The sequence below is a fragment of the Streptomyces sp. bgisy100 genome (assembly GCF_057709105.1).
The window spans coordinates 131,246-150,032 of the sequence record NZ_JBYITE010000015.1; the positions used below are offsets into that span (position 1 = coordinate 131,246).

General features: G+C 73.7%; 12 protein-coding genes. 10 read left to right on the forward strand and 2 right to left on the reverse strand.

Going from position 1 to position 18,787, the window contains the following annotated elements:
* Positions 1–577: 577 nt before the first annotated feature.
* Positions 578–916: a chaplin gene (locus AC3EQ1_RS13600; RefSeq protein WP_432094574.1), complete on the forward strand. Its 339-nt coding sequence runs from the start codon at positions 578–580 to the stop codon at positions 914–916.
* 284 nt (positions 917–1,200) lie between these two features.
* Here the strand turns inward: AC3EQ1_RS13600 and AC3EQ1_RS13605 are convergent, their stop codons facing one another.
* Complete coding sequence (locus AC3EQ1_RS13605; protein ID WP_432094575.1) at positions 1,201–1,737, reverse strand: CHRD domain-containing protein; 537 nt, start codon at positions 1,735–1,737, stop codon at positions 1,201–1,203.
* Between the two features lie 537 nt (positions 1,738–2,274).
* On the opposite strand from AC3EQ1_RS13605, the gene AC3EQ1_RS13610 reads away from it, so the two are divergent.
* The 8 genes from AC3EQ1_RS13610 to AC3EQ1_RS13645 all read left to right on the forward strand — a co-directional run bounded on the left by AC3EQ1_RS13610 (position 2,275) and on the right by AC3EQ1_RS13645 (position 15,666).
* Positions 2,275–2,745: an Asp23/Gls24 family envelope stress response protein gene (locus tag AC3EQ1_RS13610; protein ID WP_432094576.1), complete on the forward strand. Its 471-nt coding sequence runs from the start codon at positions 2,275–2,277 to the stop codon at positions 2,743–2,745.
* Between the two features lie 207 nt (positions 2,746–2,952).
* Entirely contained in the window at positions 2,953–3,954 is a 1,002-nt protein-coding gene (locus AC3EQ1_RS13615; RefSeq protein WP_432094577.1) for an SDR family NAD(P)-dependent oxidoreductase, read from the forward strand.
* A gap of 438 nt (positions 3,955–4,392) precedes the next feature.
* The gene (locus AC3EQ1_RS13620; RefSeq protein ID WP_432094578.1) at positions 4,393–4,740 is read left to right on the forward strand and encodes a DUF3140 domain-containing protein; all 348 of its coding nucleotides are present in this window, start codon (positions 4,393–4,395) and stop codon (positions 4,738–4,740) included.
* 439 nt (positions 4,741–5,179) lie between these two features.
* Positions 5,180–6,058 (forward strand): hypothetical protein, encoded by an 879-nt coding sequence (locus AC3EQ1_RS13625; protein ID WP_432094579.1) that lies wholly within the window; start codon positions 5,180–5,182, stop codon positions 6,056–6,058.
* Positions 6,055–8,268 carry a CHAT domain-containing protein gene (locus tag AC3EQ1_RS13630; protein ID WP_432094580.1) on the forward strand — a complete coding sequence of 738 codons (2,214 nt, stop codon included), beginning with the start codon at positions 6,055–6,057 and terminating at the stop codon, positions 8,266–8,268. Before AC3EQ1_RS13625 ends, AC3EQ1_RS13630 begins: the two co-directional genes overlap by 4 nt.
* A complete protein-coding gene (locus tag AC3EQ1_RS13635) occupies positions 8,265–13,586 on the forward strand; it encodes a hypothetical protein (protein ID WP_432094581.1) in 5,322 nt (1,773 codons plus the stop codon). The genes AC3EQ1_RS13630 and AC3EQ1_RS13635 overlap by 4 nt, the downstream gene beginning before the upstream one ends.
* Positions 13,583–14,983 (forward strand): hypothetical protein, encoded by a 1,401-nt coding sequence (locus AC3EQ1_RS13640; RefSeq protein WP_432094582.1) that lies wholly within the window; start codon positions 13,583–13,585, stop codon positions 14,981–14,983. The genes AC3EQ1_RS13635 and AC3EQ1_RS13640 overlap by 4 nt, the downstream gene beginning before the upstream one ends.
* 203 nt (positions 14,984–15,186) lie before the next feature.
* Positions 15,187–15,666 (forward strand): hypothetical protein, encoded by a 480-nt coding sequence (locus tag AC3EQ1_RS13645; protein ID WP_432094583.1) that lies wholly within the window; start codon positions 15,187–15,189, stop codon positions 15,664–15,666.
* A 349-nt stretch (positions 15,667–16,015) separates the two neighbouring features.
* Here AC3EQ1_RS13645 and AC3EQ1_RS13650 read toward each other — a convergent pair whose 3' ends face one another.
* The gene (locus tag AC3EQ1_RS13650; RefSeq protein ID WP_432094584.1) at positions 16,016–16,975 is read right to left on the reverse strand and encodes an MBL fold metallo-hydrolase; all 960 of its coding nucleotides are present in this window, start codon (positions 16,973–16,975) and stop codon (positions 16,016–16,018) included.
* Between the two features lie 678 nt (positions 16,976–17,653).
* Between AC3EQ1_RS13650 and AC3EQ1_RS13655 the strand changes: the two genes are divergently transcribed.
* Complete coding sequence (locus AC3EQ1_RS13655) at positions 17,654–18,484, forward strand: AfsR/SARP family transcriptional regulator (RefSeq protein ID WP_432094585.1); 831 nt, start codon at positions 17,654–17,656, stop codon at positions 18,482–18,484.
* Positions 18,485–18,787 lie beyond the last annotated feature (303 nt).

Here is an 18,787-nt window from a genome sequence, read left to right on the forward strand (position 1 = left end):
GGCGAGCGCGGACCCACCGGGCCATCGCGAACCGGGGCGGCCGCTGTGGCGGCGACGGAGTTCGGAGCCCCGGTCCTCCGGCCACGGGTTTCCCGGTCCGGACGAATTCCCTTCCGCAGTGCGGGGTGGAATGCATTGAGCGTTGTGGCGTGAACGTGCGGCGGGCTCAGATGGATCCCGCACTATCCCGCGCAAGGGACCGCGAAAGCCACGGGGCGCGATGCCGGTAAAGGCTCCGCAGGGGAGAAACACATCCGCTTACCGGGATGTGTTTCTCCCCTTTTCATGTCTCGGCGCCGGGCATGGACGCAGCCCCGGAGACTGCCGGTCCGGCCCGGGGGCCGCCGGCGCACGGGCCGTCCCGGGGCTGTCAGGAGCGGCTCATGCGCCCGTGCGTGAGCGGTGATGTGGACGACGTGCCCGGCGCGTTGCGCGGACCGTGGAACGCGGCCTCGATACGGCACATTCTTCCGGGGCCATTCGGGTGATCGTCGGTTACTCCGCGGCGTCGGAGGCGTTGGGTAGGTAGCCGCTTCGGACAGCGGCAGCTTCACACGCTTACTGAGGGAGTTTCGTCATGAAGGCGATCAAGAGCATCGCTGTTGTCGGAGTGGCTGCCGGAATGCTGGCGGCCGGCGCGGGTGCCGCTTCGGCACACGAGGGCGACAAGGCCAAGCACGACGACAAGAGCCGCCACGCCTCGAAGGCACACAAGAAGAGCACGAAGGTCGTCAAGAAGCGCGTCTACATCGAGGACGACAGCGTCAAGGGTTCCTCCTTCGGCTCTCCCGGCTACCTTTCCGGGAATGTCACGCAGGCCGTCACCGGCCTCGACACCAACGCCTGCGGGAACACCACCGACCTCGGTGCCGGAATTCTCAACCCGGCCTTCGGAAACACCTGCCTGAACCGCTGATTTCATGCGCAGGAGCCATTGGCCGATGCACTTCGGGTGTATCGGAGAGGGAATGCACATTCCTCTCCTCGGCGTCGGCCGATGGGAACGGGCCCCCGGTGCTCCAGCCGGGGGCCCGTTCGTGTGCCCGGATCCGCACCCGCGTGCCTCTCGCCGGGCCGATCGCAGCTCCCGGCCTCGGGGGCTCGCGACCGGCGGCGGCACTTCTGTCAACAGCCGTCCACAACAGGAGTGTTGAGGAGCCTTCGGGGTGCGCGCCCCGCGTCGGCTGCCGCCGGGTGCGGTCAGAGCCGCCAGCGGATCGCCCCCTCGGGGTAGGGCTTGTTGCGGATCACGATGGAGAAGCCGGAGGAGTCGTCGACGAAGTCCGCGAGCTCCTGCTCCGTCAGCACACGGTCGGCGTTGGCCGGGGTCTGGGCGGGCCGGGCGGTGATGCAGCCCTCGGCGGTGCCTCGCGTCGGCGTCCTGAGCGTCACCACCACGGGGCCGGTCGTCCTGCCGCTGCCCGTGTGCAGCCGGGCGGAGGTCGGCGTGGCGACGTTCCGCACCGTCAGTTCGTAGCAGAACACGCCGTCCTTGACGCGGTACCAGAAGCGGCCGTGGGCGTCCGGGTCCTCAGCGGCCCGAGCGTCCTGCCGGGCGTCGAACCGGAGGCTGCCGGTCTCCTCGGGGAGACCGCCGTGCGCTCCGGCCGGGACGGCCGCGGTGCGGGTGCCGGCGCGGGCACCGGAGTCGGGGGACGCGCCGGCGGGTGAGGCCGGTGCCACGAGGGCGGCGACGCAGCAGGCCAGGGTGAGTGCCGTGCCGGTGAGTGGGCGCATGGACCTCTTCGATTCTGTGTCGTGCGGGCGCGGGCGGGCCGTGTCCGCAAGGCTTCGCTGTCCTGGAGGGCCGCGGCTCGTTCGTCCGCCGGCCCTGATCGCAACAGAGAGCACCAGACCATCCCCAGCACTCCGGATCCGGGATGTTCCGGTGTTCTTCGCCCGAAAGAGGGTCGAATCGTCGGCGCACGGGGACCGGAGGCGTCCGGCCGGCCCACCACCGGTCACCCGGGTGGGCTCCGTCGGTCGGCCGCGGCCGGCTTCCCGGGGAGGGCGGGCCGTCGGTGGGGTGCCGCGTCGCCCCCGATCCGTGCCGGATTCCGGCCGGGAGCGCGGCTGGCGCGGAGTCGGTGGCCGACCGGGGGCGCGGCGGGCGCCGCCGCGTACCCACCGACGACGGGAACGGCGGTGCCGGACGGCCCCGCGGAGACTCGACGCGCCGAGGATGGGCACCGCGCCTAGGGTGGGAGGAGGCCCGGATACGCCGACGAGGAGGCTGCCGTCCGACGGCAGCGTCCCCGGAGAGAGGTGGCTGTTATGGGCGAACAGCTCAGCGCGACACAGACGGAATCCGGCGGCACGCGCGCAGCCGGAACCCAGACCGGACAGAGGGTCACGGCGCGTCCCGCCGAACGCGGCAAGACGACCATCGCCGACAGCGTGGTGACGAAGATCGCGGGAATGGCGACCCGCGAGGTACCCGGCATCCACGCACTCGGCGCCGGTATGGCGAGGACCCTGGGCGCGGTACGCGAGCGGGCCCCGGGCGGGCGCCCGAGTGTCACCCGCGGGGTCAAGGCGGAAGTCGGCGAACGCCAGACGGCCATCGACCTCGATGTCGTCGTCGAGTACGGAGTCTCCATCACGGACGTCGCCGCCGATGTGCGGGAGAACGTGATCTCCGCGATCGAGCGGATGACGGGGCTGGAGGTCGTGGAGGTCAACATCGCCGTCGACGACGTCCACCTCCCCGACGAGGAGGAACCCGAGGAGACCCGGGTCCAGTAACTGGCCGGTCCGTCCGTCGGCGCACCCGTGCCGGGCAACCGCGTCACCCGCCGCCGCGGCGGCGCGGTGGGCTCCGGCCTGCCGTGTGATCGCCCTGCCGGGCGGTCCCGGTTCACCGCTGCCCGGCGCACCCGCCGGATGCGCCGGGTCGGAAGGTGCCGTGTCCGGCGGGGCGGGCGCCGGGAGCGCATCTGAGGAGGCGCGTCCATGTCCGACCTGCGAGGGCTGTCCGCCGTCGTCACCGGAGGATCCCGGGGGCTGGGGCTGCTGCTGGCCAAGGAACTGGGGCGCCGCGGCAGCCGGGTCACCGTGGCCGCCCGGGACGGTCACGAACTGGCGGAGGCCGCCGAACTGCTGCGCACCGGGTACGGGGTCACCGTGCACACCGTTGTCTGCGACGTCCGGGACGAGGAAGCGGTGGGCCGGCTGATGGCCGAGGCCGCGGCGCAGGGCGGGGGCGTCGACATCGTCATCGGCAGCGCGGGGATCATCCAGGTCGGGCCGGTGGGATCGGTCGGCCTCGAGGAGTTCCGGGACGCCATGGACACGATGTTCTTCGGCGCTCTCAACACCTCTCTCGCGGCCCTTCCGTATCTGCGGAACAGCCGGGCCGGCGGGCGGCTGGCGCTGATCGGCTCCATCGGCGGGCTGCTCGCGGTGCCGCACCTGCTGCCGTACTCGTGTGCCAAGGCGGCGATCGGCACGCTCGCCGAAGGGCTGCACGAGGAACAGGCACAGCACGGGGTGAGTGTCACCGCCGTGCATCCCGGGTTGATGCGCACCGGATCCCATCTGCACGCGCGGTTCGCCGGCGATCCCGACCGGGAGTTCGCCTGGTTCGCCGCGGTCGCCGGGCTGCCGCTGCTGTCCATGAACGCCGAGCGGGCCGCCGACCGCATCGTGGAAGCCGTCGAGCGCCGTCGGCCACGGCTGGTGCTGACGCCGATGGCCCGCATCGGCGCCCGGGTCCACGGTGTCGCCCCGGTCGTCACGACCCGGGTGAACTCCCTGCTCGCCCGCGTGCTGCCGCCGGGTGACGGTGCGTCGGGCGGCACGGTGGAGGGTTCGGTGATCGCCCGGACCGGGCGCGTGGCGCAGGCCCGGCTGGTCACCCTGTTCAGCCGCCTGAACGGCCGGGCCGCGGAGCGGTTCAACCAGTACGGCGCGGTCCCGGCCGGGCCGGGGGAGCGGCCCCGCCCCTCCTCTTGACGCGGAGTGTCCCCTGTCGACGTGGCGAGCCCCCGGCGGTCGACGGCGGGGACTCGTGGCGCGTCGTGCGTCCGCGGCGGCTCGGCGGCCGACGCCCGGCGGTCGGCTTCCTCGCGCGACCTGGGGCCGTGCTCGCGACCGTGGGCCGTGCTCGCGACCCGGGGCCGTGCTGCCGGCCGGGTCCGGCCGGACCGTTTCCGGTGGGCCTCCCGGGGCACCCGCCCGAGCAGGGTGTGTCGCACGGGTCGCCCCGAGCGGGCCGCGACGTACGGTGCACGGACGTGCGGCGGGACGCGGAGTCGGCTGCGCGGCGGGTCTGCGGGTCCGGTCCCCGGGCGAGGGCCGTCGCGGACCGCGCGGTTGTCGCCGGCCGGGAGCCGGTGCCCCGGTGACACGCCCTTGACACGGTAGTCGGCAAGCAGGCCCTGGGGAGTGACGGTGGCGGAGATCTCCGAGTTCGAGCTCGAGGCGGTGTGGGACGAGTTTCACCGCGTGGTGAACATGACGTCCACGGAGCTGAGCGCGTTCCTGACAACGGAGGCGGCAGCTCGGGAGGACGCGGGTCTCCCCGCGGACGCCGCGGGCTCGGAGGACGGACAGCAGGTCCTGGCGGTGCTCCAGAAGCGCCGTATGGATCTCACCGACGACGATGTGCGGCTGATGCTCCGCGTGGTCGACACGGTCGACGACCATCGCGATGACCACGAGGCCGACCAGGGCGAGAACAGCCCCTGGCGGCGAAGGATGATGCTGGTCGGGCACGACCCGCTCAAGCCACGCGCCTGACCATCGGGGCGCGCCGGTCGCCATGCGGCAGCCCGCAGACGGCCGGGGCGGCGGAACCGGCGCCCCGCACGGGCCGGTCGGCACAGGGCAACGGGCCCACCGCACACCGATGGACGGACACGCGGCGGCGTGCTGCCCGAGTGCCGCCCGCCGCGTGCGGATGCCGGTGCGACGTGTCGGCACCCGGCTTCCGGGGCCCGGGGGAACGGAACGCCGGTGAGGCCCGCCCGGGAGGAGGGCGCACCGGGGGTAGCCGACGAGAACCGATCGACAATCGTCAGGCTCGGCCAGAACTGATCCGCCTTCCGCTCCGGATGTTCACTTTTCATCCGAACCTTGCGCACCGTGCCCGAGCGGTCACATTATGGCAAGAAGCGCTGTTAGCGTGCGGGCCGATGCAACCGGGGGAAATCGGCCGCGAGCGGGGGGATGACGGGGCATGCAGAGAACATTCGAGGCGTACCGCGATGCCATGAGCGACTTCTGGTCGGACTGGTGGCTCAGCTGGCCGCTCAGCCGGCGGGTGGCACTGGGCGACGTCCTGGTCCACGACGGAGACGCGGTGCGCAGCGCCGGCACGCTCGCCGAGCGGGGCGTGGCATTCGCCACCCGCACGCAGTCGACGGAGGACCACTTCGTCTACGACTCCGCCGGTTCGGCCAAGGTGAACCTCAAAGCGGCCGGCGCGACCGACGCCGCCTTCTCCTCGCTGGCCCAGGCCGAGGCGGGGATCCGGGTCGAATTCGGCAGGGACGCCGGCGTCCTCGCGGTCTTCAACGGCCTGACCCAGAGCGGGGTGGCGGACACCCGTCGGCTGGCCTCCGACCTGGCCGCCCTGATCTGGCAGGGCAGGTGGGACCCGGCGCTGCTGGCGGTCACGGAGCTGGTGCACGTGGGGGCGGGCACCGTCCTCTCCGCCGCGGGCTCCGGGGCCGAGGCCGAACTCAGGCTCTCCGCCGGACTGGGCGCCGGCCCGGTGCAGCTCGCCGACATCGCCACGGGGGCCGCACTCAGCAAGCGGAACCGGCTGGGGCTGGAGTGGGTCGGCCGGGAGCTGACCCCCTTCTACCGTGTCGTCCGGATCCGCCGCAGCTGGCTGGGGAAGGTCTCGGCCGAGTACGACCTCGCGCAGCCGGGCCGCGGTGCCGCGCCCGCCCCGGTCCCCCCGCTGCTGCTCGCGGAAGCCCAGGAGGATCCGGCGACGGTGCTCGAGACCGTCGCCGTCGCCGAGCAGCCCGCCCCGTCCGTCACCGGTGCCGGTTCCGATACGGGCCCGGGGAGCCAGGAGGGCTGCGGCGACCACGGCCATGGATCATGACTGCCGCCGCGGCCGGGGGCACCTGCCCGGCCGGTGACCGCGCCGGCGCGGTCCTCTCGATCCACGCCCTGGACGACACCCCGGGCAGCCGGCTGGAAGTGCGGCTGCGCGCCGCCGACGGCACCGAGGCCCGGCACACCGTCACCGCCGGCGCGGCGGACCTGCTGGAAGGTCCCGCCGACCGCTGCCCCGCCCGCCTCGACGGGCTCTTCGACCCGGGCGTCCGCGAGTCCGAACGGGAAGCCGCGGGCGAGCTGATGTACGGGGCCCTGTTCGACGGGCCCGTCGCCGAGCTCTGGGACGGACTGCGGCCCCGTCCCGGTGCGAGGACACCGCTCCGGGTACGGCTGGAGATCGGCCCCGCCCGGCTCCGGGTCGTCCCCTGGGAGCTGCTGCGCCGCGGGCCGCAGTGGCTCTGGCAGGACGACCGCCTGCGGTTGCTGCGGCACGCCGGAGCGGAGGCGGCGGCCGACACCCGGGACTGCCGGGGCGAAGGGGAGTGCCCCGTGTGCCCGGGGGAGGCCGAACTGGGCCCGCTGCGGATCCTGGTGGTGGTCTGCAACCCCCGGGACCGCACGCTCCTCGCCGACGAGGAAGTGGCCTCCATCCGCGGCGCGTTCGCGGACCGGCCGGGGCGGTGCGACGTGGAGGTGCTCGACGGCCCCTCGAAGGCCGGGCTCTCCCGGGCGATCGAACGGCTCCGTCCCCATGTGCTGCACTTCATCGGACACGGGATGCCCCGTGGCGAGGCAGGATCGGCGGCGCTGGTCTTCAACTGGGCCTCCGCCCAGGACCCGTTCGCCCCGAGCGGCGTGCCCGGGAGCGGTCCGCCGGCGGGCGGTGCGGCCGCGGCCGGCCCGGGCTGGGAACTGGATTCGACCGGCGTCACCGAGCTGGCCTCCTGGCGGCCCGGGCTCGTGGTGCTCAACGCCTGCCGCAGCGCCGAGGACCCGGCGGACCGGCTCGGGGGCCTCGCCGACGCCTTCCTCAGGACCGGTTCGCGCGCCGTCATCTCGATGCAGGCGGACATCCGGTCCCGGGTCGCGGTGGCCTTCTCCGCCGAGCTCTACCGGCGGCTCGGGGCACAGGAACCCCTGGAGGACGCGCTGGCCGCCACCCGGCGCCGGCTCCGCACGGAGCCCACCGCGGACGGCTCGTGGGCGCTGCCCGTCCTCACCACCGTCTGCGACCCGCAGCTGGCCGTCCCCGTCAGATTCGCGCTCGCGGACGAGTCCCTGACCGATGTCCTGCTCAACAAGCAGTACGCGGACCTGCGGCTCTTCCTGGGGCGCTCGGCGGAACGCCGGATCGCCTGGTGGTCGGTCGACAGCGACGGCCGGGACCGGCGCGGCAGCCGCCTCCTCGTCCTCACCGGCGAGACGCACTATTTCCCGGAGTACCGGATCGGCAAGACCTGGCTCGCCCACTGGTGGCTGCTGACCTGCGCCCTGCGCGGTGAACGGGCCACCTATGTCGACCTGGCCGCCAGGGACCTTCCCCGGCCCGGGCCCGGCAGCCCGCAGCGGCGCAGCACCCACAAGGACTGGCTGGACACCGTCCGGGTGGTCCGGGAGGCCTGTCTCGACCCGGTCCAGCTCACCCCCATGCCGGAAGCGGTGTTCGCCGACTCCTACGAGCCGTTCAACCGCGCCGTCCGGGGTCTTCCCCCGAGTTCTGCCGATCCGGTCAGCTCGACCGTCGACGAGTGGCTGCCGTTCGACGAGAACAGCAGCCGGCCCGACGCGCGCCGGGCGGAGATCTTCGCGGGGCTCCTCAAGGTGCTCCGTGCCTCGGCCCAGGAACAGCCGCACGTCATCGTCATGGACAATGCGGACCTGATCCTGCCGGAGGCCTTCGAGCAGTTCGTCTACCCGCTGCTGCTGCGGCCCGTCGCCCTGGACCGCGGCGGCGCGGTGCGCTTCGTCCTGGTCGCCGAGCCCAACTGGGTCCACCGCTCCCTGCCGGCCGAGGACGAGATGCTCCGTCAGCAGGTGTCGCTGGAGGACTTCGACGCCGGGGAGTTCCACCGGCTGGCCCGCGAGCACTGCCTGCGCAGCGGGCTGCAGTTCGAGTGGTTCGAGCAGGTATTCGAAGCGGCGCGCGGTAAGTTCTGCAACGGTCCGGTGCCCGTGGGACTGTTCGGGAAGCTCTGCAGGATTTTTCCCCCCGCCCAGCTGAAGGGCGCGCGGATGTCGGAGGAGGTGCCGTGACCGACCCGACCCAGGGAGCCGCCGACGACCCCGTCGCCGAGCTCGTCCGGCGGCTCATCGCGGGCGAGTCGCCGGAGGCCATCCGCCGCTCCGCGCTGCCGGCGGAGTGGGGCCCCGTCCTGCGGGCCGCGGCGGCCGCCGCGGTCTTCGACAGCACCGTCTACGACCAGCTGCTGCGGCCCGCCTGCGACGGCCCGGCCGCCCCCGGCCTCCCGGATCTGGTGGCGGAGCGCCTGGTCGTGCCGCTCCCCGGCGGAGAGGGGCGCTACCAGCTCGCCGACGAGGACCGCTCGCACTACCTCGCCCGCTGGTTCGACGGAACCGACGGCACGCCCCCGCCCGAACTGCGGTCCCTGGCGGACCGGCTGGCCACCCACTGGCGGGCAGCGGGGGACCGCACCGAGGAGCTGCGCCACCTGCTGCTGGCCGACCCCGCCGCGGCGGCCGAGCTCTTCGGCGCCCTGTTCGAGGAGGCCGACCACGACCGGGACTTCGCCCGCTGCCAGGACCTCGTCGACGTCCTCACCGACCCCGACCGAAGTCCCTACACCGACTCCGGCACCGCCGCACTGGCCCTGGACCGGAGCGGCTATCTGCGGGCCCAGGCGTACTGGGCGGCCGACTACGCCCGGTCCGCGCTCTACCGGGAACCGGCGGGCCTGCGCGAACAGGCCATGGAGCTGCTCGGGGAGGACGGGCCCCGCGTACTCCAGCTGTACGCCACCGGGGGCGCGGGCAAGACGATGGCCCTGCGCTGGCTGGTGTCCCGGGTGTGCGTCCCCGCCCCCCGGGACGTGGCCTGCGCCCGCCTGGACCTCGACGTCCTGGACCCGGTCAACGCCGCCCGCCACCCCTGGCTCCTGCTGCTGGAGATCGCCGACCAGCTCCAGCGGCGGCTGCCGCAGCGCTCCTTCGAGCGCCTCGACGAATTCGCCCCCTACCGGCGGCTGTTACGCAGGCAGTCCACCGACGCCACCGCCAGCGCGGCCCACGCCCTGCGCAGCTCCGGCGCCCGCTCGCTGAGCGCCACCGTCACCCGGCAGTTCGTCAACCGGCTCAACCGGCTGGAACACCCCGGCCCCGTACTCGTCGTCGTCGACACCATGGAGGAGGCGGCCCTGCGCTCCGACGGGGGCGCCGACCGCCTGCTGCGCTTCCTCGGCGAGATCGTCCGGGCCTGCCCGCGGCTCCGCCTCGTCCTCTCCGGCCGGTTCGATCCGCGACGCCGGTGCGCCGAGGCCAACCGGGCGCTCGGCCCCGCCGCCCACCACGAGCTGAAGCGCTTCTCCCCCGAGACCGCGGACGGCTACCTGCGCGACATCCGGGGCGTCACCGACCCCCGGCTCCGTGCCGTGGCCGTCGCCCGCTCCCGTGGCCTGCCCTTCACCCTCGCCCTCTTCGCCGACACCATCGAACAGGAACCGGGCATCACCCCGGAGGAGCTGGCGGGCAACCACGAACCGCTCGTCCGCTATCTCGTCGACCGGGTCGTGCAGCGGATCGAGGACCCGGCCGTGCGCTGGCTCCTGCGGTACGGCGTGGTGCCGCGCCGGCTGCGGTTCGAGCACCTCACCGACGTGATGTGCCGGCCCCTGGCCCGCGGGATGAGCGTGCCCGGCGACGGTGACGACCCCCGCAAGGACCGGCACCACCTGCGCGGCCGGGACGACGTCTTCCCCTTCGACCACGGTGCGGGCTCCCGGGACGAGGCCCGACCGTTCGCCCCGCCGCAGCTGGAGGCCGACGAGCTGAAGCGCGCCTGGCGCCGTCTCCTCGGCTACGCCGGACAGGCGTCCTGGATCTCCGACGTCAGCGGGGACGAGCACACCGTCGTCTTCCACAGCGACGTCCGGGCCCCGATGCGCCGGCTCATCGCCGACAAGCCCGTCTTCCGCGAGCTGCACCTCGCCTTCGCCCGACGCTTCGAGGAGCGGGCCGAGAGCAACCCCGAGGAGTGGTCGTCCAACCTCGCCGACGCGCTCTACCACCGCTTCCAGACCGGCGACCCGGAGGCCGTGGACCGCTGGCGCGGCGCCGTCCACCGCGCCCTGGACGACGGGGCGTTCGAACGGGTCCGCGAACTGGCCGGGGAGGTCCTCGGGGAGGAGTACGTCGACGACGACGGCCGGCCCCGGCCCGGGCCCCACGGGCGCCCCCTCGTCGGCCCCGACGTGCTGCGCGAGGCCCACCAGCACCTCGCCTACGCGGCCTTCCGCACCGCACTGCGCGACGAGGTCGACTCCTCCGACCCCCTGTGGTCCGAGACGCAGCGCCACACCTCCCGCGCGGACGCCTACCGCCGACCCGGCGGCCCCGACGCCCGGGACCCGCGCCGGACCGCGGTCCAGGCGGCCCTGCTCCGCATCCACGGACAGCACCGCGAGGCCGCCGAAGCGGTGTGGCAGGCGCTGCGGGACCATCCCGACCCGGTCCGCACCCTCGACCTCTGGCGGGTGCTGAGCGACTGTCACGCCGACGACCGCAATCCGGGAGCCGCCGCGGCCATTCTGGAGGCCCTGGGCCGACGGGCCGGTGACCTCGGCGATCTGGACATGGCCGAACAGGCCGCCCTCGCGCTCGCCCGGCACCACAGCCGTGCCGGGCGCCTCGACCAGGCTCTCGACTGGTGCCGGAGAGCGGTGGACGTGCACCGGTCCGCCGCCCGGAACGCCGACGGCCGGGCCGCTCTGGAGGAGGCCTTCGTGCTCCTCTCCCGCCACGAGCCGGCGGCGGCCCTGAGCCGGCTGACGGAGGCCCGGTGGGCCGACCCGGCCCACCGTTCGACGGCGGCCCGGCTCCGCGCGCGCTCCGCATGGCTGCTGGGCAGGGCGGTCGCGGCACTCTCCGCCCTGGACGAGGCCGAGCGGCACGCCCGGGGCATCGACGGCACCGCCCGCTACCGCCACCTCGCGGAGACCGAGCAGCTCCGGGGCGCCGTCCTCGGCGAGCTGAGATCCGTCGAACGGGCCGAGAGCTGCTTCCACCGGGCCACCCGGCTCTGGGCCGAACTCGGCTATGTGGACGGCCACCCCGAGTGCCGTTACCTGCACGCCCGTTTCCTGGCCGACGAAGTGGGCGACCTGCGCACGGCCGCCCGCGTCGCCTCGCCCGCGCCGCAGCCGGCCCCCGACGGCGGGGACCAGCCCTCCGACGGCAACGGTCCCGCCCCCGACGACACCGCCGCCGTCTACGACCTGAAGGCGGCGCTGCTGCTGCGCGCCCTCCGCAGGATGGCCCCGGACCTCGAGCTCCCCGGCGGGCCCCGCCCCCCGGCGGACACCGGCAGCCCCGTATGCGTTCCGCAGGCCGCCGTGGCCGAGGACCGGGCCTCGCCGAGACTGCTGGCCCTGCGCCTGCTGTTGGAGCACCCCGAACCGACGCCCGAGGCCGCGGCCGCGCTGGAGTCCGCGGTGGCGGCGCTGAGCCCTCCGCAGGCCAGAGTCGCGCTGCTCGCTGAACTCCGCGACGACCTGTGGGCGGACGGCTCGGGCGGCGGCTCGGCCTGGTGGGAACTGCTGCGCCCGCTCCTCGCCCCGGCGCCCGCCACCGCCACCACCCGCCAGGACACCGACGCCCAGCGGCTCGTACTCGCCGGGTACGACGCCACCGGACCGCTCGCCGGGGACCGCAGCCCGGTGGCCGGCGCGACCGCCCGGCTCGAAGTGGCCCTTCAGCAGGCGTGCCGGGAGCTCGGGGAGGACCGGCTGCTGACCGTCTGGCGCGGCACCCAGGCACTCCTGCGCAGCGGTGCCACCGCGCAGGCGGTCCGGCTGCTGCCCCAACTCCACGCCGCGGGTGGCGATTTCCCCCATCTGCGGGGGGTGTGCCTGCTGTACCTCGCCGAAGCGCCCGGCCAGATCCCGGGACAGGCGGCGGACCTCATCGAGAAGGCCGCGGAGCTGACCGGCGCCGTACAGCGTCCGACGGCGTGGGCGGCCCGGCTGCGGCTGCACCGTGCCGAGCAGGCCCGGGACGACGCGGCGGCCGAGCACGCCCGGCGGATGCTGCGCGAACTCGGCTGGCCCGCCCCCGGCCGGGACGTCCCGCCGGTGTCCGGTCTCCTGTCGAGGCGGCCCGGGGAGCACATCGTCCCGGTGGTCTGGCCCGACGGTCTCGACCAGCAGCGCATGCTGTCCTCCGACGATCTGCTCGCCGCCGACTGGCAGGACGTGGAGCCGCTCATGCGCCGGGTGCTGGCCGCCCGGGGCGGGGCCGGGCCGGACCGCGACGCCGGTGCCCTGCGTCTGGACTGCGACGACCCGATCGTCCACGCCCTGCCCTGGGAACTGGCCCTGTGGTCCGACCCGCCGGACGGCTGGCCGGGAGGCCGGCCGCTGCCCGTCTACCGCAGCCTTCCCCGGGCGGCCTCGGGGCTGGAGGCCCGATGGCTGCGCTCGGCGGTCGTCGATGTCGTCGGCGAGGGCGCCCCCGCCGACACCCGGCCCGGATCCGGGGCGCAGTCCGATGCCCTGACGAAGCTCCGGCGCGGCATGTCCGACGACGCGGTGGCCGCCCTCGCCACGGTGGCCACCGCGTCCGCCGCCGCTGCCGCGGCGGTCGCGGCGGCGGCACTGCCGGCCACCGCGGGAGCCGCCGGCATAATCGCGCTGATCACCGCGTTCCGGATGCGCCGGCGACGGCAGCTCAGCCCCGGCGTCCCGCAGGTGGCGACGCTGCGCAAGGAACTGCCCGCGCTGCCCCGCGGAGTGCGCCACTCCCACGACGTGGTCGGCGCCTACGAGCGGGCCGGATGGCGGGTCCTCGACGTGGAGGCCGCCGGTCCGCTCGTACTCGCCGCGGCACCCGGCAGCCGTGCCGCGGTGATCCACGTCCACGCGCCGCTCCGCATTCACCAGGGCACCCCGTGCTTCGACCTGTCCTCCTACGCCGAGGACTGGCCGGCCCGCCGCGGAACCACCGGCACCGACCTCTACCCCTTCCAACTGGCGGGCTGGTTCGAGGCCTTCCCCTCCGGAACCGAACCGCTCGTGGTGCTCGACCCGCCGCGCCCCGCGTCCGACATCGACGTCGGACGCCAGCTGGTGCTGCGCAACCTGTTCGCCGCCCTGCTGTTCGCCCACGGGTCGGTGCCCACCGTCGTCGGCGCCGGACTCGACCGGGCGGGCAGCCTCCGGACGACCCGGATCCTCGCCGGCTGCCTCGCGGACGGGCAGTCGCTGGCGGAGCTCAGCCACCGGCTGCACGGCGGCACCCTGCCGGACCGTCCGGTGGGGAACCGCTTCTGGCGGGCCGGGGAGTCCCTGGCGACCGCAGCGACAGCGATCTTCGCCACGCCCTCGGCCTTCGAGGCACCGTGAGGCGCCGGCCACCGGCAGCGGAGGCCGGTCTTCCGCCACCCCGGAGCGAGGACGCCCCCGCCGGGACGGAAGCAGGAACGGCGAGGGCCGGGAGCACGTGGGCCGGCGCCCGGCACGCGGCGGAGCTGCACGACGGACTCCAGGGACTCCGCGAGGAACTGCTGCTCTGGACGGAATACACCCGCCCGGGCGGCCCCCTGCAGCGGAACCACAGTCAGTTCGCCCGGATCGCCGCGACGCTCTCCGGAGCGATCTCCGCCACCCAGAAGCGGATCACCGTCCCGCCCCCGGCCGACCTGCCCGCGGAAGTACTCGATCTGCACCACATCTGGGACTACTTCCGGAGCAAGCTGCTGCTGCGCCACATCCCGTCGCACGCCACATTCCTGACGGTCGCCGACGAACTCGCCTGGTCCGGCTACCGGGCCGCGCTGACGGCGGCCGGCGGAGCCGAGGTGCCCAAGGAACCCCCGCTGGTCAGTCTGCACCGCGACGCGTCCCCCCGCGCACACCGCAAGGGCAGCCAGTACCGCGACCTGCTGCCCCGGGGCGGCCTCCACACCGTGCCCGGATCGCACCTGGTGCGGCACCTACCCTTCCCGGTCGTCCAGTTGCCGTGGTCCCACCGGAACCACCTGCCGGGTCTGCTGTTCGTCGCGCACGAGGTCGGCCACCACATCCAGGACGACCTGCTGCGCGCCGGGACACTGCCGTACCGGCTGCGGCACAGCACCCCCGACGCGTCCCGGGCCGCGCTCTGGAACGACTGGGCGGACGAGGCCTTCGCCGACATCTGCGCCTGCCTCATCGCCGGTCCGGCCTACGCCGCCGTGCTCGCCGACTCCCTCGCGGTTCCGTCCGGCGGCAGCGGCAGCGGAGCGGACCGCTACCCACCGCCCCTGCTGCGCCTGCGGCTCTGCCTCGCCGCGCTCCGGGTCGCCGGGCACGGCCCCCGGGAGTCGGTGCCCGCGGCGGCGGCCGAGTTCCTGGCGGGCCGGGAGGACGAGGACGGGGAGGCGCGGGCCGTGGCCGAAGCGCTGCTGTGCGATCCGTACGAGGAACTGGGCGGGCGCCGTTTGGCCGAAGTCCTGCTGCTCACCCGGCCCGGGGAGGGCGAATCCGCTGCCGGACGGCTGCTGGCCGGGCGGGAGCCGGGGACGGCCGGGGCACCCGCCCCGGCGCTGGCGGGGGCGGCGGTCGCCTTCGGCCGGGACCCGGGCGGTTACGCCGGACGGCGGGTCCACCAGCGGGTGCTCGACGAGGTCGCCGCGGCGGTTCCGGAGGGCATCCGCAATCGTCCGGGGCCCAAGGGCGCGCCCGATGACGCCGCACTCGGGCGCATGCTGCTGGACGCCGCCCGGGCGACCCGGGAGCCGGAGGGCGCCGCCGCGGACTGACGTCCGGTCACCCACCGTGGCCCGGTGGCGGGGTGGCCCGTCCGCACGGCACCCGGTGACGGTCTGCCGGGATCGCGTAGCACGCGATGTGGGGGAGCGGTGAACGGCTGGAGTCGAATGTGCGTACCACTCGGTGCACGTCAGCACCTTCAGGGCGCGCGGCGTCATCCGCGCTCCCTGTCGGATTCCGGGAGGAACAGCACATGAACGACCAGAGCAGCCTTCCCCTGCACGCACTGCCCGACGGGGAAGCCGAACTCCGCGTGGTGCTCCGACTCCGCTGGGAGGACGTGGCGGCACTGGGCCAGGAGGCCGGCCGGCTCGCTGCGCATCTGCAGCGCCCGGTCAGCCTCGACGAGGCCGCCAGCCATCGTCTGCGCTCCCGGTCCGCCCCTTCGCGGGGAGGACAGGAGAGTCCCGGGTCGTCCGCCGCGCAGAACGGGCAGGAGAACCTCGGTCCGACCGCGGTGCAGAGCACACCGGACCGTGGCCGGCCCCCGCTGCCGCCGTCCGCGCCGGCAGCGGGGACCCAGTCGCCGATCGAACAGGCCCGGCAGGCGATCGACAAGATCAACGGGGCCGCGCCCACCGCGGCGCCGCAGCCCGCCCCAGCGGCGTCCACGTCTTCGCCGCAGGACGCCCGCACCGGGGCGGAGCGGGTGAACGGAGCTGCCCGGCAGTAGCGCTGCCGCTCCGACGGTGTCGCGTCGGAGCGGACGGCCGCCGGGCTGACGGGCCGCCGGGGCGGGCACGGCCGCGACCGCGGGCGCCATCGGCGCACGGTACGGACCCTGTTCCCATGCCCCGGTGGCCTGGCAGCTGCGCTACGGGCTGCTTCTGCCGACCGGAACGCGACCGGACCATCGCGTTCCGGTCGCCGGTACGGGACCGGGCGGCTGTCCGGTCCCGTCACAGCGACAGACCCGTACCCGGCTCCTCGTCGGACGCCGAGCCCGCCCTCCTCGTCGATCCGGTGGAGACCGCCCGGCTCCTCGTCGTCTCCGGAGACGGGCCTCACGCGGGTCCGGTCCGTCACGCGTTGCAGACCGGAAGCCCCCCGTGCAGGGTGACCATGTCCTGGAACGCGGCCACCACATCCAGCGGCCCCGCCGGGGCCAGACCCGCCTCCTCGGCGCAGGCCCGCACCAGGTTGGCCACCAGCCGCTCGCTGTCGAGCAGATGACCGAATGGGCCCGGTCCGGCCGCGCGGGCGAGCTCCAGCGGAGTGAGCCCCTCCGCCAGTCCCGACCGGGCGACCGAGCGCACCCAGCGCAGGTAGTCCGCGTTGGTGTCCAGCAGCTCCGGCCCGCCGACCGGTCCGTGCCCCGGTACGACGTGCAGCGGTTCCAGGGCCCGCAGCCGGTCCAGGACCCGCAGCGAACCGGTCAGCGACCCCATGAGGACGAACGGGGTCGCCCCGGAGAACACCAGATCACCGGTGAACAGCACGCGCTGGTCGGGCAGCCACACCACGGCGTCGCCGGCGGTGTGGCCCGGCCCGAGGTGCAGCAGTTCCACCCGGAAACCGGAGACCGGCAGCGTCATCCGGTCGCGGAACGTGACCCGGGGGAGGCTCAGTTCGATCCGTCCCCACTCCACTCCCGGCCACAGGCCCTGGAGCGCCAGTCCGTGCTCCGCCATCTCGGCCGCGGCGCGCTCCTGGGCGACCACGGTGGCCTCCTCGGCGAAGAGGTGGTTCCCGAACGTGTGGTCGCCATGGCTATGGGTGTTGACGACGAGCGTCACCGGCCGGGGACTCAGCGCGCTCACCGTCTGCCGCAGCGTGCGGGCCCGCGCCTCGGTGGCCGCGGTGTCCACCACGACGGCACCGTCCCTGCCGAGCAGGATGCCGGCGTTGTTCAGGCACCAGCCGCCGTCCGGCTGCAGATAGGCGTGGACGCCATCCGCGATCTCCCGCACCTCGTGCGAGGCGGGGACCGGCGGTGACGAGGGGACCCGGTGCGACGGCGTTGCCGGGCTCCGGCCGGTCACGACAGGCCTCCGGGGGCCGTCGCCGGGCGGTGCGTGCCCGACCCCGGTCCGTTCCCCGGGCTGCCGTGGACGGGAGGGGCGGCCACCGGTCCGCCGGGCGCCGGCTGCCGTCGTGGCACCGCGCGCTGGTGAGCAGAGATCATGACGATCCGTCTCCTTGTCTGCTGCCGCCATGGAGCCCGCTGCAGCCATGGGGGGCGCGACACCGTGTCAGAGCTCGCCACAGAAACGCTCAAGGCAGCGGGACGCGTACACGGAACGGGGACTGGCGCGGCACCTTTCTCTCGAATATCGAAATGACTCTCGAAAATAGCGGGCCTTTAACCCGCGAAGCTCCCGCACGACATCCTTCCGTCATCCCGAACATGGGTGGAATGAGCCATTCCGATTTTTACTTCCGGCTAACATGGGCACACGATGGCCAGGGCGCCGTAAAGCTCGATGCGCCCTTGACATAGTTGAAGGTGGTCCCGGTAGGATTCAGGCGATACGGCGTCAAAAATATTTCGATGACATCCCGGTGGAATCTGCGTCCATTGGTGCATCGAACGGAACTTTTCTTCGTGGCTGATCCGTGCGGCCGCGAAGTCTGCACGGCGACGGAACGTACGCCTTCTCAACTGCATCGATTTTCTCGAGTCGACGTCGAGGCGTATGTGTTTCGGGGGGAGAACCAACATGGACATTGGAATTCTTGGGCCTTTGGCGGTTCGGTCCACGGGCGGAGAAGCGGCGCCGACCGCTCCGAAACCGCGGCAATTGCTGGCCCTGCTGGCGGCCCGCGCCGGCCAGGTCGTCCCGGTTGATCACCTGGTGGACGAATTATGGGAGAGCGGCCCGCCGGCCAGCGCCGTCACCACGGTGCAGACGTACATCGTGCTGCTGCGGCGCTCGCTCGCCAGGGCCCTGCAGATCAGCGCCGCCGAGGTCGCCCGCGATGTACTGCCGTTCACGGGCTGGGGCTACCGCCTGGCAGCGGATCCCGGAGCGGTGGACGCCAGTGTTTTCGGGCGGTTCGCGGAGCTGGGTCGCCGTGCTCTGCTGAACGGCGAGAACGACAAGGCGTCACTGATGCTGCGCCGGGCGTTACGGATCTGGCGCGGACCGGTCCTCGCGGACGTACGGGTGGGGCCGCAACTGCTGGCCCACCGCATCAGTCTTGAGGAGAACCGATTGAGCGTGGTCGAACAGCGGGTGGAATCGGATCTCCGGCTGGGAAAACACCATGAGTTGATCGGCGAACTCTCCGGTCTGGTGGTGCAGTACCCGCTGCACGAGAATCTCTATTCGCTCTTCATTATTTCGCTGTACCGCGCGGGTCGGCCGGCGCAGGCGCTGGAGGCGTTCCGCATACTGCGTAAGAATCTCCGGGAAGAGCTGGGAATCGATCCATCCTCGCGTGTGCGGGGACTTCAGCAGGCGATTCTCCGGTCGGATCCCTCGCTGGAGTCCAAGAGCAGCTCCGGACTCTTCCTGCTGGAGCTCGGACCCTCCGGACATGTGGCCTAGAACGGGCACACCGGCACCGCTGCGTACAGCATGACAGGCTGTATCCGGAACGCCGGAACGCCGGAACGCCGGAACGCCGGAACGCCGGAACGCCGGAACGCCGGAACGCCGGAAGCCGAAGCGGTGGACGCGGAAATTCGGGCGGCAGGGCGGCAGACGGCAGTACAGCAGGGCGGCCGGGGATGATCTCTTGTTCCGGGGCCGGAGATCCGGTCACCGCACAAGAGATCATCCCCGGCCGCGCGCGGTCCGGGAGCGCACCGGGCCCGATGACGGCAATCGGAGGAAGATGCGCTCCCCGAC

Excerpts from the sequence above, each read along its gene's own strand:
- AC3EQ1_RS13600 (WP_432094574.1), top strand. The coding sequence starts at position 578 with ATGAAGGCGATCAAGAGCATCGCTGTTGTCGGAGTGGCTGCCGGAATG.
- AC3EQ1_RS13605 (WP_432094575.1), bottom strand. The coding sequence starts at position 1,737 with ATGCGCCCACTCACCGGCACGGCACTCACCCTGGCCTGCTGCGTCGCC.
- AC3EQ1_RS13610 (WP_432094576.1), top strand. The coding sequence starts at position 2,275 with ATGGGCGAACAGCTCAGCGCGACACAGACGGAATCCGGCGGCACGCGC.
- AC3EQ1_RS13615 (WP_432094577.1), top strand. The coding sequence starts at position 2,953 with ATGTCCGACCTGCGAGGGCTGTCCGCCGTCGTCACCGGAGGATCCCGG.
- AC3EQ1_RS13625 (WP_432094579.1), top strand. The coding sequence starts at position 5,180 with ATGCAGAGAACATTCGAGGCGTACCGCGATGCCATGAGCGACTTCTGG.
- AC3EQ1_RS13630 (WP_432094580.1), top strand. The coding sequence starts at position 6,055 with ATGACTGCCGCCGCGGCCGGGGGCACCTGCCCGGCCGGTGACCGCGCC.
- AC3EQ1_RS13645 (WP_432094583.1), top strand. The coding sequence starts at position 15,187 with ATGAACGACCAGAGCAGCCTTCCCCTGCACGCACTGCCCGACGGGGAA.
- AC3EQ1_RS13655 (WP_432094585.1), top strand. The coding sequence starts at position 17,654 with ATGGACATTGGAATTCTTGGGCCTTTGGCGGTTCGGTCCACGGGCGGA.